Here is a 14,868-nt window from a genome sequence, read left to right as displayed (position 1 = left end):
GCCTTACTCCGCCCAGTGTACGGTCATGCCACCAAGAACTGCGGCGATCGGTGCCTCTTCCGGTGGTAGCGACATGGCTTTTTCAAGAACGGCGCGTTTTGCCTGTCCATAGATGATCAGATGTTTCGACAGCGCCCCGTCCAGGACCGGAGCGGTCAGGGAAATTCGCGCCTCTGGCTGCGTTTCGGTCCGGGCGACGATCAACGTAGGTGCATCACTGCGCAATGCCTCGTCCAGCCCCTCCATCCCCGGAAACAATGAGGCCGTGTGCATGTCTTCGCCCATTCCCAGTACCAGCACCGACAATGGCAATACCGGCGCAATCAGCGATTCGATTTCGGGCAACGCTGCCTCAGGTTCTGAACCAGGGACATAAAGCGGAATGTATTGCGCCACTGAAGCCCGGCTGGTCAGCAACCTTTCGCGGATCAAACGTTCGTTCGAGCGGTCATGATCTGCTGGCACACAGCGTTCATCCGTCGGCAACACACGCACACGATCCCACTCAAGATCGGCAGCACACAGGCTGTCAAAAACGGGGCCCGGAGTTGTTCCCCCAGGAACGGCCATTGCAACGGTATCATGGTGCAGCAATGCGGCCTCAAGGTCGCCCGCCAGCACGTTGGCCACGTCGATGGCAAGCATTTCGCGATCAGCATATTCCTGAATTTTCATGGCTTTATCCCTTGCCAGTGACGTCCGTCACGTTTCATCAGAAGTTCGGCGTCGCCCGGCCCCGTGCTGCCGCTGTCATAAGGCTTGGGCACATCCCCACGTGCCAACCATCCGGCGATGATCGGATCGGTCCAGGCCCAGGCGGCCTCGACCTCATCCCCGCGCATGAACAGGGTCTGGTTTCCGCGGATCACGTCCATCACCAGGCGTTCATACGCATCTGGCGGGTCCTGATTTTCGGGGCCCAGGGCTTCGGCAAAGCTCATGTCCAAGGGAACGTCGATCAGTCGCATCCCCCCCTGCCCGGGTTCCTTGATCGTCACCTTCAGCGTGATCCCCTCGTTCGGCTGCAACCGGATCGACAACGTATTTGCATGGCGCCCCGCCTCTTCCCCGAATATCGAATGCGGCGCGTCCTTGAACATCACGTTGATCACCGACGAGCGCGCCACCAGACGCTTACCGGTGCGCAGGTAGAACGGCGTACCTGCCCAACGCCAATTGCTGATATGGGCCTTCAACGCCACATAGCTTTCGGTGGTTGATCGCGGATTGCCAACGCAGTCCCGGTACCCCGGCCCGTCTGGACCGACCGCAAACTGCCCCCGCACGATGTGGTGCGGTTCAACCGGATCAAGCGCCCGGATCACTTTAAGCTTTTCATCCCGAACTGCGTCAGGATCAAACTTGGCCGGAGGTTCCATCGCAATCAGGCAGAGCAGCTGCATCAAGTGGTTCTGCACCATGTCCCGCATCGCACCCGCCCGCTCATAATAGTCTTCGCGCCCTGCGACACCAACAGTTTCCGCAACCGTTATCTGGATATGGTCGACATACTGGCTGTTCCACAGCGGTTCGAACAGCATATTGCCAAACCGGACCGCCATCAGATTCTGGACGGTTTCCTTGCCCAGATAATGGTCGATACGGTAAATCTGATTTTCATCAAAATGCGCGGCCAGTGTTGCATTCAACTCCCGTGCGCTCGCCAAATCATGTCCAAACGGCTTTTCGACCACAATACGGGTTTCTTCTGTCACCAGATCATACGCCCTAACCCGCTGGGCCAATGGTCCGAACAGGCTGGGACCGACTGAGAAATAGAAAGCGCGAACCCGGTCGGGCGATAGTTTTTCACTCAGTACATCCCAACCATCCGTCGTCAGGGCATCCAGCGACACATAGTCGACCCGTTGCAGGAAATGGTTCAGGGCTTGCGAATCCTGCGCCCGTTCCGAAGCGTGCCGATGCAGCGACGCAGCTACCATGTTTCGAAAATCATCCGCCGAATGACCGGCACGCGCGGCTGCTATTATCCGGGCATCCTCGTGCCACTGACCCGCACAATACCGACGGTAAAGCGCAGGCAGGATTTTGCGCTGCGCCAGATCACCGGTGCCGCCGAAAATGATCAGATCAAATGGATCAACAGGGATGACACGTGAAACCATGAGTTGTCCTTACCCTGACACTTCCAGCATGTCCAATGTTAGCGCAACCAAAATTCAATAAATCTCGCTGTTCAAAACTCTGTCAGAACCCCTGTGCCAGACTTACCAAACCCGCGACAAAGGGCTAGATCAGTTCGACAACTTCAACGAACCGGATGTGGGAATGAAAGACAACGCCCCTCAGCTTGCCAATGTCGGCAAGTTTCAGCGTAAGCGGGTGACAGCCGATGGCCAGACCCGTGCAAAAGTTTCCCTAACCAACCCTCAGACCCTGTGGTTCAACACCGGCACGCTGTGCAATATTGAATGCGTAAACTGTTATATTGCCAGCAGCCCGACCAATGACGCACTGGTTTATATCACTGCGGACGAGGTTCGTGACTACCTGGATCAAATCAAAGCCCGCAATTGGCCGGTGCGTGAAATCGGTTTTACAGGCGGCGAGCCTTTCCTGAACCCCGAGATGATCGACATGACACGTGCCGCGCTGGAGCGTGGATACGAAGTTCTGATCCTCACCAACGCGATGGCCCCGATGATGCGCCGCAAGATGCGTGACGGGCTGCTGGCATTGCAACGGAAATTCAATGACAAGCTGACCCTGCGCGTTTCCGTCGATCATTACCGCGCAGAACTGCACGACCTTGAACGCGGCAAGGGGAGCTTTGAAAAAACCCTGACGGGTATGAAGTGGCTGCGCGATCACGGCTTTAACTTGGCTGTCGCCGGACGCACCGTTTGGGATGAGTCTGACACGGAAAGTCGCGCGGGTTATGCCGCATTCTTTACAGAGCACGGCTTTGACATTGACCCGCATAACCCGGCACAGACCGTCCTGTTTCCCGAGATGGACGAAACTGTCGAAGTACCCGAGATTACAACGGCTTGCTGGGGAGTACTGAACAAGTCACCCGACGCATTGATGTGCGCCAGCGCCCGCATGGTGGTGAAACGGAAAGGCGCTGACCGGCCCGCCGTGTTGGCCTGCACGCTGCTGCCCTACGAGCCGGAATTCGAGATGGGTCATTCTCTGGCCGAATCCGAGGCTGACGTTCACCTGAACCACCCCCATTGTGCCAAATTCTGCGTGCTGGGCGGCGCCAGTTGTTCTGGCTGATTGGGTCAGGAAGTTCCTGATTTCATTTCAGACGCATCATCAGGCACGCGCCGACCGCTTCGGTTCATTGTTTGAAGAGCATGCACCAACGGAAACTGCGCCTGCGCCTCGCTCAGTTCACACGAAACTCGCCTACCATGTTGCGCCACTCACCCGGTGCGATCATTTTGCGATGGGTGAATTTGACGGAATGCAGCGGGCCTTCGATTTCGCGCTGCCAGAAGTCGATGAATTTGAACAATTTCGGATGATCCGGCGCAAGGTCGTAATCCTGCCAGATGAACGTGTTCAAGACGTGGATATAGTCTGGCATATGATAGAAAAACTCCGCCGTCGTCAGCCCGTACCCCTTGAGCATCAATTCGGTTTCGCTTGGATTCATGCAGACCTCCTGTTTGATACAAGGCCTGTTCAAGATACCACGAAAACCTTCTAATACTTATATAACAATATGTTACTTGAGTATTACCGGGGAATTTCCCCGTAAAGGCGCTGCTTGCTTGCACCTTATGTGCCGGGTCTGATAAGATACACCCACAAGATATAGACCCAGAACAAGACACGGGCAGTTTACGTGAGCGATACGCCAGAAATTCCTGAAAACATGGATGAAACCCCGCCCGAGCGCCCAGTCTATGACGGCCCGACGGTTTCCATCGAATCCGAAATGCGCACGTCCTATCTGGACTATGCCATGTCGGTCATCGTCAGCCGCGCGATCCCTGATTTGCGCGACGGGCTGAAACCTGTTCACCGGCGTATCCTTTATGCAATGCACGAGACGGGGAACACGCACGATAAGGCGTACCGCAAATCGGCACGCCCGGTGGGCGACGTGATGGGTAAGTATCACCCGCATGGTGACAGTGCGATCTATGACGCACTGGTGCGGATGGCGCAGGATTTCTCGATGTCGCTGCCGCTGCTGGATGGTCAGGGCAACTTTGGCTCGATGGACGGCGATAACCCGGCGGCTATGCGGTATACCGAAGTGCGGATGGACAAGCCCGCCGCTTCCCTGTTGGCTGATATCGAAAAAGAAACGGTCGATTTTCAGGACAACTATGACGGCAAGGACCGGGAACCGACAGTTCTGCCGGCCCGTTTCCCGAACATGCTGGTCAATGGTGCAGGAGGTATCGCCGTGGGGATGGCGACAAACATTCCGCCGCACAACCTTGGCGAAGTGGTCGATGCGACTCTGGCGCTGATCGACGATCCCGACCTTACATCAGAACAGTTGATCGAATACGTCCCCGGCCCCGACTTTCCAACCGGCGGTGTGATGCTTGGGCGCTCAGGTGCGCGTAAGGCCTATCTGGAGGGCCGCGGCAGCGTCATCATCCGCGCCAAGACCCGGGTGGAAGAAATTCGCAAGGACCGCTATGCCATCGTTGTCGACGAGATTCCCTATCAGGTGAACAAGGCCGCGATGATCGAAAAGATCGCCGAGGCGGTTCGCGAGAAGCGGATCGAAGGCGTGGCCCATGTACAGGACGAATCCGACCGCAACGGCGTGCGCGTTGTGGTTGAGCTCAAGCGCGATGCGACGCCCGAGGTGGTGCTGAACCAGCTCTACCGCTTTTCGCCGATGCAGACCTCCTTTGGCTGCAATATGCTGGCGCTGAATGGTGGCCGCCCCGAACAGCTGACCCTGCGCCGGTTCCTGACCTCGTTCATCGACTTCCGTGAAGATGTCGTTGCCCGCCGTACGGCCTATGACCTGCGCAAGGCGCGTGAACGCAGCCACATCCTGTGTGGTCTGGCTGTGGCGGTGTCCAATGTCGATGAAGTGGTCGCAACGATCCGGTCGTCTGCAGACGCCGCCGAGGCCCGCGAAAAACTGATGACCCGCCGTTGGCCTGCCTCCGACATCGAAGGCTATTTGCGCCTGATCGATGATCCTCTGTCCAAGATGAATGACGATGGCACCTATAATCTGACCGAGGTTCAGGCCCGTGCCATTCTGGAGTTGCGCTTGCAACGCCTGACCCAACTGGGCGTCAAAGAGGTCACGGACGAGCTGGAAGAACTGGCGGCCAAGATCAAGGAATACCTTGATATTCTGTCCTCACGCGAACGGATCATGGGCATCATCGCTGATGAGCTGCGCAGCGTGCGTGAACAGTTCGCGGTCGACCGCCGCACTGAGATCGTCGACTGGTCCGGTGACATGGAAGACGAAGACCTGATCGAGCGTGAAGACATGGTCGTGACCGTCACTTCGGGCGGGTACATCAAACGCACACCGCTGGCAGATTTCCGCGCCCAGAAACGCGGTGGCAAGGGCCTGTCGGGGATGCAAACCAAGGAAGAGGATGTTGTGACCAACCTCTTCGTTGCGAACACCCATACACAGCTGCTGTTCTTCACGACGGACGGGATGGTCTACAAGCTCAAGACCTGGCGCTTGCCCCAATCCGGACGCACCGGCAAAGGTAAGGCCATCGTCAACATCCTTCCGATCCCAACTGGCGTTTCCATCGCCGCGATAATGCCCGTGGATGTACCGGACGAGGAATGGGAAAACCTCCAGATCGTCTTTGCCACCAGCGCAGGTGACGTGCGTCGTAACCGGTTGTCGGACTTCACCAATGTCCGGCGCAACGGCAAGATTGCCATGAAGCTGCCCGACGGCATTGAACTGGTGAATGCGCGCATCTGTTCGGAAGACGAAGACGTGATGCTGGTCACCAATTCCGGCCGCGCGATCCGCTTCCGGACAACTGACGTGCGTGTCTTCAACTCGCGCGAATCCACAGGTGTCCGGGGGATCAGGCTGACCAACGGTGACCGCGTCGTTTCGATGTCCGTGATCCGTCATTTCGAGGCGACACCCGAAGATCGTGTGGCCTATCTCAAGATGCGGCGTGCGGTTGCGGGGCTTACCGAAGAAGACGCTGGTGAAGACGAGGAAGCCGCAGCAAGCAGCGATTTCAGTCAGGAGAAATACGCCGAGATGTCGGCTGCCGAAAACCTTATCCTCACTATCACCGCTGGTGGTGCAGGCAAGTTGAGTTCAAGCCACGACTACCCCGTGCGCGGACGTGGCGGCATGGGCGTAGCCGCGATGGACAAGGCGATGCGCGGTGGGGATTTGGTTGCATCATTCCCGGTCGAGATCGACGATCAGATCATGCTGGCCACATCGAAAGGCCAATCTATCCGGGTGCCGGTCGATGGCATCTCTTTCCGCTCACGTTCCGCAGGTGGCGTGAAAGTGTTCAATACCGGCAAGGGCGAAGAAGTCGTCAGCGTCGCCTGGATCGCCGACCAAGCCGACGAGGAAGAATGACAGTAACCCCGGGCACCGGTTCGACGGTTCCCGGAGTTCACTTCATGTCAGGTAGGCATTGAAAAAAGCGATGGTCCGGCTCCATGCCAGATATGCCGCAGCTTCGTCATACCTGGGCGTCGTATCGTTGTGAAAACCGTGATTGACGTCCGGATAGAAGTGCACGCTGAATTTCTTTTGATTGGCTTTCAACGCCTCTGAATATGCAGGCCATCCAGCGTTGATACGCTCGTCCAGACCGGCATAGTGAATCATAAGAGGTGCTTCGATGGACGGAACATCTTCGGCTGGTGGTTGCCGACCGTAGAATGGCACCGAGGCAGCAAGGTCCGGATAGGCTACGGCCAACGCGTTGCAAACACCTCCGCCATAGCAGAAGCCGACAGCACCAACTTTGCCTGTCGAAAGTTCATGATCACGAAGGAATTCAAAGGCGGCGAAGAAATCCGCCATCAGTTTTTCCAGGTCCATCGAGCGCTGCATCTCGCGCCCTTCTTCATCAGTACCGGGATAGCCGCCAAGGGGCGACAACCCATCAGGTCCAAAAGCCAGGAAACCGGCCTTGGCCGCGCGGCGCACAACGTCCTCGATATAAGGGTTTAGACCCCGGTTCTCGTGCACGACCAACACCGCAGGCAGTTTACCTTCGGCATTTGCCGGCATCGCCATCAGGCCGCTGGTTTCGCTATGCCCATCCGGGCTGTCATATGCGACCACCATGGTTTGGATCGCGGGATCGTCCGGGGCCACCTGTTGCGCCCAGGCGTAATTGGGTTGCAACTGGTCCAGGATCATTGCGCCTGTCATTCCGGCAGCCGTGTATTTACCGGCTTTTGAGATGAACTCACGCTTGGACATCGTGCCGTGCACATATCCGTCGAATATCTCGAGGATACGCGGATCAAAATCACTGGCTTTCTTGCGGGCGTTTCCGGTCATCGTTGCCTCCCAGGCGATGGTATCGGTGCACCGATTCTAACGCCTGAGCTGCAATTCGGAAACTCACAAATCGTAGAGCGCGCCGAACTTGGTCTCGAGATAGCTTAGCAATGGGTCCGGTCCGGGCTCGATGCCGCTTGCACGGGCAATCACCTCGCGCGGTGCATAAAGGCCGCCATGCTGCTGCACATGCTCGCGCAACCAGCCGGTTGCACCGGTGGTGTCGCCGCGAGCCAGTTGCGCATCAAGATCGGGCTCTGAACCGCGCAAAGCCTGATAGAGGCACCCAGCATAGACATTGCCCAGCGAGTATGTCGGGAAGTAACCGAACAACCCAACCGACCAATGCACATCCTGCAAACAACCGTTCGAGGGCTTGTCGACCGCATAACCGAAATCTGCCTTGAACCGATCATTCCAGGCGGCTTCCAGATCGCCGACCTGCAAGTCTCCGGCCATCAGCGCGCGTTCCAGATCAAACCGCAGCATGATGTGCAGATTGTATTGAACCTCATCCGCCTCGGTGCGGATATAGCCGTTATGGACGCGGTTGACCGTCGCATAAAACGCATCCGGATCGGCAATGCCGAACTCGCCGAACGCCTCTTTCATTTGTTCGAACAACCAACCGGTAAAGGCCCGCGACCGACCCAACTGGTTTTCGTAGATCCGGCTTTGACTTTCATGCACGCCCATCGACACACCAGACCCGAGCGGTGTCAGCAGGTATTTCCTGTCGATCCCCTGTTCATAGGCGGCGTGGCCCACCTCGTGAATGGTGGAATAGAAACAATTGAACGGGTCCGTTTCGCTGGTTCGCGTGGTGATGCGGACATCAAGACCACTGCCTGAACTGAACGGGTGAACCGCCTTGTCCACGCGGCCATTGTTCAGGTCATAGCCAAAGGCGACCGCCAGTTTTTGTGTCAGACGCATCTGGGTCTGCTCATCAAAACTGCGGTTCAGGGCAGCGGGCTCGGGCCGCTCCAGCACAGCGGCGCGCAGGGCCACCAGTCGTGGGCGCATCTGGTCGAAGATATCCGCAATCTGTGCGCTGGTCGTGTAAGGCTCGTAATCTTCGACCATGGCGTCGTATACGTCGCCCCCTTGCGCCAGCGCCTCGCCTTCCTGTCGTTTCAGCGATACGACCTCTTCCAGAACCGGAAGAAAGGCCGAGACATCTTCGTCCGCGCGCGCCTGCGCCCACTTTCCCTGCGCAGCGGATGTCACACGGGCAATCGCCGTCGCCAGATCGGCAGGCACCTTCACCGCGCGATCATATGCGCGCCGGATTTCACGCATCTGCGCCTTGCCGACCTCATCCTGAGGCGCGGCCTGATCCAGCCATTCGGCAACACGAGGATCAGAACGACGTGCGTGCAGGACAGATTCGATAGCTGCCATTTCTTCGGCGCGCTGTGGCGCAGCGCCGCGCGGCATGACGGTTTCCTGGTCCCAGCCAAGCCGACCGGCGATCTGGCCCAAAGCCGAAGTTTCCCGCTGAAAGGTCATCAGTTCATTGAAAGCGGTCATAATTTCAAACTCCGCGCACAGATGTTGCGATTGGATAAGCCGTGAGGAACCGCGCGCGCAGGATCAGCGTCCAAACGATGACGGCCATAAACTGGTGGAAGATAGCGACCTGCCATGGCGCGCCGTAAACCACGGTCACGATGCCGACGACGACCTGTAACGAAAGCGCGGCGAAAGCAGCGTTGAAGGCAAAACGCGTCTGCGGATGCGCGCTGCCGCTGCCACGTCGCCAGACGACAACGGCGAAGATGAACAGCAGATACCCTGCACATCGGTGGATGAACTGTACCAGACCGGGGCTTTCAAAGAAGTTTCGCCACATCGGCTCCAACATAGTCGCATCCGGTGGAAGCAACTGCCCTCCCATCAGCGGCCAGTCGGTGTAAGACCGCCCGGCGTCGATCCCGGCGACAAGCGCGCCAATGAGTATTTGTAAAAAGGCGAAGTGCATCAGCCCTGTGGACAATGAAAACAGCCTGACCTCTTTGGCCCGGCGCGCCTGCATCAGGTCACGTTCTTCCCGGCCGAGTTCAAAGATGTACCAGGCCAGGACTCCCAGGATCACAAAAGCCAGCCCCAAATGCGTTGCCAGACGGTAACTTGCAACAGCCGTCATGCCTTCACCCTGGGTGACGCCCGAGGCCACCATCCACCAACCAACAGCGCCCTGCAGACCGCCAAGAAGACCCGGAACGATCAGCTTTCCCATCCACCCTGTCGGGATCTTGCGGGTGAGAAGAAAGGTCAGAAATCCAACGGCCCAGACCAAACCGATCATGCGGCCCAACTGACGATGGCCCCATTCCCACCAATAGATGGATTTGAAATCACCCAGTTCCATCCACTGGTTCTGGATGCGCCATTGGTCAATCTGCTTGTACTTGTCGAACTCTGCCTGCCAGTCCGCTTCGGTCATCGGCGGCAAAGCTCCGGTGATCGGGCGCCATTCGGTGATCGAGAGGCCGCTGTCAGTCAGGCGCGTCAAGCCGCCAACCGCGATCATCACAACGACCAGAGCAAACAGGATCATCAGCCAGACGCGGATCGCATTGCGCGCGCCGCCGCGCCCCCGGTCGATCATACCGGGTTGAACCGCCTGTTGTTTTTTGGTGTCCGTGACCTCTTCGAAGATGCTGCGCTTACCGCTCATGCTGTCCTCATGTCCTGATTTTGTCGCAAGCTAGGGCTTGGGTGAAGATAGGTCCAGCCTCAGCCTTTATCCTTCCAGCGGACCATCTGACGCATGATCCCGTGCAACATCTGCACATCGGCCCGTGTCATTCGCATCCGCGACCACAGGTTGCGCAGGTTAACCTTCATCCCTTCGGCCTTTTCGGGAGGGTAGAAGAACCCCGCCTCCTCCAGCCTATCCTCGTAATGCTCGACAAGTTTTTCGACCTCGATCCCAGTGGCCCAGTCACCTTTGCCCAGGTCGGTCGATTCATGCACCACATCCCCGGTCTGGCGCATCCACTCATAGGCGGTCAGCAATACGCATTGACCAAGGTTCAGCGAGGCATATTCCGGGTTCACCGGCACCGAGATGATCGCGTTGGCCTTGGCGATGTCTTCATTCTCTAGCCCCGCGCGTTCAGGGCCGAACAGAACGGTAACCTTCTCGCCTGCCGCGATCTTTCCGGCGGCAATCTTCATTGCGTGTTCTGGGCTGTAGACAGGTTTGGTCAAGCCCCGCTGACGGGCTGTCGTGGCGAAGACAAACGTGCTGTCGGCCAGCGACCCGGCCAAGTCGTCAAACAGCTGCGCCTCATCCAGCAAGCGCCCTGCGCCGCTGGACATTGCCACCGCTTTGGGGTTCGGCCAGCCGTCACGCGGGGCCACGATACGCATCCGGTCAAGCCCAAAGTTCCACATCGCCCGCGCAGCAGCACCGATGTTTTCACCCATTTGCGGGCGCACAAGCACGAAGGAAGGCTGGGGTTTGTCGCTGGGCATGGCTCACCTTAAGAAAACTTGGCCTGCTGTAATTGGCAGGCTCTTGCAGGGCAAGGCGCAGGGGCGTTATTTGCAGGCTCTGATCCATAAAAGTTTGCTTCCCAGCCGCAATCCGCTAAACCGCGCCAAAGACTGAAAGCCGAAGGACGCGCCCATGGACACCCCCGAGCAGCCGCAGATTTACCTGATCACGCCTCCGACCATCGAGTTGAGCACGTTCACGAACAAGCTGGCGACTGTGCTGGACGGGGTCGAGATTGCCTGTATCCGCCTCGCGTTGGCCGGAAGCGACGAAGATACCATCGCCCGTGCAGCGGACGCTTGTCGCGAAGTCGCCCATTCGCGCGACGTGGCCATCGTGATCTCGAACCATGTATTGCTGGCGCAGCGTTTGGGGCTGGACGGGGTGCACCTGGATGATGCTGCACGCTCGGTCCGCACCGCGCGCAAGGAACTGGGCGCCGATGCAATCGTCGGAAGCTTTTGCGGCGCGTCCAGCCATGATGGCATGACTGCTGGTGAAAACGGGGCGGATTATGTGGCTTTCGGTCCTGTCGGCTCGGCCAAACTGAGGGATGGGACCCGCGCCGAAAAGGACCTGTTCCAATGGTGGTCCGAGATGATCGAGGTTCCGGTTGTGGCCGAAGGTGGGTTGACGCCCGAATTGATCCGCGATCTGGCCCCCTGCACCGATTTCTTTGGCATCGGCGATGAGATCTGGGGCAGTGACGATCCGCTTGGCGCACTGAAAACGCTGCTGGCCGCGTTGCCTTAACCCTGCACCCAAGGCTCGACTATCCAGTAGACCCCGGCACCTGCAATCAGCATCGAGGCCAGAACCGATACCCGGCCTCGTATACGGTGTGAGCCGCCAGAAAACAAAAGCGCCAGAGCAAGCCCGGCAAGGGCCACGGCAAAAAGCGGCAGAATATTCCCGGCGCCAAAGCCCAAGATGGCCGGGGGCAGATGATCTGGCGGCACTCCGATCCCGACCAGGGCCGAGGCAATTACCAGACCTTGAAGACCGCCAATGGCGAGAACCGCCAACAAACGCCAGACCTGCAATCGCCGGGCAACCAGGTTCCACAGCGCCAGAACGATGGTCGAAGCCACCAGAACCGGGGCCTCGCTCACTTTTCCTGCATCCAATACGCCATGCAAACCCAGCCCAAGCCCGATCAGAGCGCCCGCTGACAGGAACACCAGTTGAGATACCACTGGGCGCAATTTCAAAGACAGAAACACTAGCGCCAAAACAAGAATGGATGGCTTAATTGGGTTTCGGAGAAACTGATCGACCCCTTTTGTGAAATATGTCTGCAATGTTTGTTGCGTTGTCAGAGACGCCCCGCCTTGCAAGGGGATCAGCGGGCTGGCTTCACCGGCAGCCAAATACCCGGTGTATGGGGCCGCGACATTTTGCTGTCGCAGAACGATGGGTCCGCTTTCTGACGGCCAGGTCAGACGCAGGTTTGACGCCTGATCGGGCAAAGGAGCAGTCAGCAACAGTTTGGAAACCCGCACTTTCTCCGTTTCTCCTACAACAGGAATACGCACACCTTCATAAGACAAACTCAATCGCTCTGGTGCCTCCACGATAAGATTATGTTTCCAGAGCTGAACGAACTCTCTGATCTGGGGTTCCAGCTCAGAGGAAACCAGTCGCCGCAAGGATTTGTAGTTTGGATCGTCGGAAAACGCAGCGGGCTGCGCGGGATTGTTCCCGGTTAATATGGCCTCGGCATTCCATTTCAACTCTAGAAACAAAGTGTCGGACTTGACCCAGAAATCAACGACGGTCGGCGGGGCGGATTGCGCTCTGCCGGATCCGGGATGCAAAGCTACAAGAACAAAAAAACTCAGGGCACAGGTTTTGAGGGTTCGAAAGATGGCGCGGAAAACAGGGCCATTCATACGAAAAGCTCCAACAGGAAAATCAAATCACCAATCATTGCTATCGATTGTTCCCGCGAAGGCCGCAGATCGCAAGCCCAAAGGGCATATCGGACCTGTGCACCGTAAATCTCTGATTGCGGTAACGTTCTGACTTGCATGGGCATCACCGCTGCGGCATGACGTCCTTTATGACTCAGAACAGTAATATCCTGTGTATCGGTTCGGTCCTGTGGGACGTGATCGGACGATCGGCCAGTGCCATGCGGCAAGGCTCGGACGTGCCTGGCCGGATTACCCGCCTGCCGGGTGGTGTTGCTATGAACATAGCCATGACGCTGGTGCGTTTTGGTATGACGCCAACCCTGCTGACCGCCATTGGCCGCGACCCCGAGGGCGACGAGCTGATTCATGCCTGTTCCCGCCTCGGTATGATCACGGATCACATCTATCGCTCGCAGGACCTGCCGACCGACCGATATATGGCCGTCGAAGGTGCCAACGGGTTGATCGCGGCCATTGCCGACGCGCATTCGCTGGAAGCCGCTGGCGCTAAGATACTGCGTCCGCTGATGCACGGCCCGCTTGGCTATGAAAACACGCCCTTTGAGGGGCCCATTGCGCTTGACGGCAACCTGACCCTGAACCTGCTGGAAGAAATCGCCCAAAGCCCTGCATTTGCCCGTGCCGATCTGCGTGTTGCCCCGGCCTCGCCAGGTAAGGCCGAGCGCCTGTTGCCCTTCCTGAAACATGCCCGCGCCACGCTTTATGTGAACCTCGAAGAAGCAGGAATATTGTGCCAGCGTGAATTCACCGATTCTGAATCTGCCGCAAAGGGCCTTCTGGATCGTGGCGCACTGCGCGTGCTGGTCACCGATGGCGGCAGCTCGGCCACGATCGGCAGTTCGGACGAAATTCTGACCCAAACACCCCCCTCCGTTCTGGTCACCCGTGTGACCGGCGCCGGGGATACCTTCATGGCGGCTCATATCGCCTCAGAATCCGGCGGCGCATCGAGTGATGAGGCTCTGACCCGCGCTCTGCATGCCGCAGCAACCTACGTTTCCGGAGAAACCCCACTGTGATCGACATTCAATATTCAGCCGAGGTCCGCGCTGCCAAGGACGCAGGTCATCCCATCGTTGCGCTGGAAAGCACCATCATCACCCATGGCATGCCCTACCCGCAAAACGTCGAAGTTGCGGCGCAGGTCGAACAGGACATCCGCGATGCGGGGGCGGTTCCGGCGACCATGGCGGTGATTGAAGGCAAATTGCATGTGGGGCTCGAGCCTGGCCAGTTGCAATGGCTGGGTCAGGCGCAAGGCGTTGCCAAAATCTCGCGCGCAGATATGGCGGCCTGCATCTCGACCGGTGGTACCGGAGCCACAACCGTCGCCGCCACCATGATCGCCGCGCATTATGCCGGGATCGAGGTATTTGCCACCGGCGGCATCGGGGGTGTGCATCAGGGCGCTGAAACCACGTTCGACATCTCGGCTGATCTGCACGAACTTGGCCATACACCAGTCACCGTCGTCGCAGCCGGGGCCAAGGCCATCCTTGATCTGGCCAAAACTCTTGAAGTTCTGGAAACGCTGGGGGTGCCTGTCATCGCCCATGGCCAGGATGCGTTTCCTGCCTTCTGGTCTGCAAAATCACCCTATGCTGCCCCCCTGCGCATGGACACTCCTGAGGCTATCGCCAAGGCCCATGCAACGCGTCGCGCGTTGGGCCTGCCCGGCGGGCAGCTTGTGGCGAACCCGATCCCGATCGCGGATCAGATCCCTTCCGAAATACTGGCCCCCATCATCGCCGAGGCACAGGCTGATGCAGATGCGCATCGGATCACCGGAAAAGATGTGACGCCCTATCTGCTGCAACGTATCTTTGAAAAGACCGAAGGACGTTCGCTTACCGCCAACATTGCCCTCGTGCGCAACAATGCGCGCCTTGCTGCGGCGATTGCACGGGCACTGGCAGAATAGGGATAACGCAAGCCTATTGTGCCAT

At 58.1% G+C, this 14,868-nt stretch carries 13 protein-coding genes; 5 read left to right on the top strand and 8 right to left on the bottom strand.

The window, feature by feature from the left end; translation table 11 throughout:
* Positions 1-3 precede the first annotated feature (3 nt).
* Together pgl and zwf are read right to left on the bottom strand one after the other, a co-directional pair.
* Positions 4-675, bottom strand: coding sequence for a 6-phosphogluconolactonase (gene pgl, locus ACR0DY_RS00985; protein WP_480505019.1), 672 nt, complete (start codon positions 673-675; stop codon positions 4-6).
* Positions 672-2,126, bottom strand: coding sequence for a glucose-6-phosphate dehydrogenase (zwf, locus tag ACR0DY_RS00980; RefSeq protein WP_480480740.1), 1,455 nt, complete (start codon positions 2,124-2,126; stop codon positions 672-674). Before zwf ends, pgl begins: the two co-directional genes overlap by 4 nt.
* Before the next feature lie 163 nt (positions 2,127-2,289).
* On the opposite strand from zwf, the gene ACR0DY_RS00975 reads away from it, so the two are divergent.
* Complete coding sequence (locus ACR0DY_RS00975) at positions 2,290-3,243, top strand: radical SAM protein (protein WP_480897684.1); 954 nt, start codon at positions 2,290-2,292, stop codon at positions 3,241-3,243.
* A gap of 112 nt (positions 3,244-3,355) precedes the next feature.
* Here the strand turns inward: ACR0DY_RS00975 and ACR0DY_RS00970 are convergent, their stop codons facing one another.
* A complete protein-coding gene (locus tag ACR0DY_RS00970; RefSeq protein WP_267366492.1) occupies positions 3,356-3,625 on the bottom strand; it encodes an usg protein in 270 nt (89 codons plus the stop codon).
* Between the two features lie 192 nt (positions 3,626-3,817).
* Between ACR0DY_RS00970 and gyrA the strand changes: the two genes are divergently transcribed.
* On the top strand, positions 3,818-6,538 hold the full coding sequence (gyrA, locus tag ACR0DY_RS00965) for a DNA gyrase subunit A (protein ID WP_480537974.1): 2,721 nt from the start codon (positions 3,818-3,820) through the stop codon (positions 6,536-6,538).
* A 42-nt stretch (positions 6,539-6,580) separates the two neighbouring features.
* Here the strand turns inward: gyrA and yghX are convergent, their stop codons facing one another.
* The 4 genes from yghX to ACR0DY_RS00945 all read right to left on the bottom strand — a co-directional run bounded on the left by yghX (position 6,581) and on the right by ACR0DY_RS00945 (position 10,963).
* Positions 6,581-7,477 (bottom strand): YghX family hydrolase, encoded by an 897-nt coding sequence (yghX, locus tag ACR0DY_RS00960; RefSeq protein ID WP_480545540.1) that lies wholly within the window; start codon positions 7,475-7,477, stop codon positions 6,581-6,583.
* Positions 7,478-7,540: 63 nt separating this feature from the next.
* On the bottom strand, positions 7,541-9,010 hold the full coding sequence (locus ACR0DY_RS00955) for a carboxypeptidase M32 (protein WP_480545539.1): 1,470 nt from the start codon (positions 9,008-9,010) through the stop codon (positions 7,541-7,543).
* Between the two features lie 4 nt (positions 9,011-9,014).
* Positions 9,015-10,160, bottom strand: a complete 1,146-nt coding sequence (gene ctaA, locus ACR0DY_RS00950; RefSeq protein WP_480480730.1) for a heme A synthase — start codon at positions 10,158-10,160, stop codon at positions 9,015-9,017.
* A gap of 59 nt (positions 10,161-10,219) precedes the next feature.
* Positions 10,220-10,963: an RNA methyltransferase gene (locus ACR0DY_RS00945; protein WP_480480728.1), complete on the bottom strand. Its 744-nt coding sequence runs from the start codon at positions 10,961-10,963 to the stop codon at positions 10,220-10,222.
* A 154-nt stretch (positions 10,964-11,117) separates the two neighbouring features.
* Between ACR0DY_RS00945 and ACR0DY_RS00940 the strand changes: the two genes are divergently transcribed.
* Positions 11,118-11,738 carry a thiamine phosphate synthase gene (locus ACR0DY_RS00940; protein WP_267366340.1) on the top strand — a complete coding sequence of 207 codons (621 nt, stop codon included), beginning with the start codon at positions 11,118-11,120 and terminating at the stop codon, positions 11,736-11,738.
* Here ACR0DY_RS00940 and ACR0DY_RS00935 read toward each other — a convergent pair.
* The gene (locus tag ACR0DY_RS00935; protein ID WP_480545535.1) at positions 11,735-12,877 is read right to left on the bottom strand and encodes a HupE/UreJ family protein; all 1,143 of its coding nucleotides are present in this window, start codon (positions 12,875-12,877) and stop codon (positions 11,735-11,737) included. The genes ACR0DY_RS00940 and ACR0DY_RS00935 overlap by 4 nt on opposite strands.
* A 170-nt stretch (positions 12,878-13,047) precedes the next feature.
* Here ACR0DY_RS00935 and ACR0DY_RS00930 point away from each other — a divergent pair, with 170 nt between their 5' ends.
* Positions 13,048-13,941, top strand: a complete 894-nt coding sequence (locus tag ACR0DY_RS00930) for a PfkB family carbohydrate kinase (protein ID WP_267365241.1) — start codon at positions 13,048-13,050, stop codon at positions 13,939-13,941.
* On the top strand, positions 13,938-14,843 hold the full coding sequence (locus ACR0DY_RS00925) for a pseudouridine-5'-phosphate glycosidase (RefSeq protein WP_480545533.1): 906 nt from the start codon (positions 13,938-13,940) through the stop codon (positions 14,841-14,843). The genes ACR0DY_RS00930 and ACR0DY_RS00925 overlap by 4 nt, the downstream gene beginning before the upstream one ends.
* Positions 14,844-14,868: the final 25 nt, after the last annotated feature.

Source organism: Ruegeria sp. O6, from assembly GCF_056535045.1.
The sequence above is the reverse complement of the archived record's forward strand: the minus strand, read 5'-3'. Positions and strand labels throughout refer to the sequence as shown.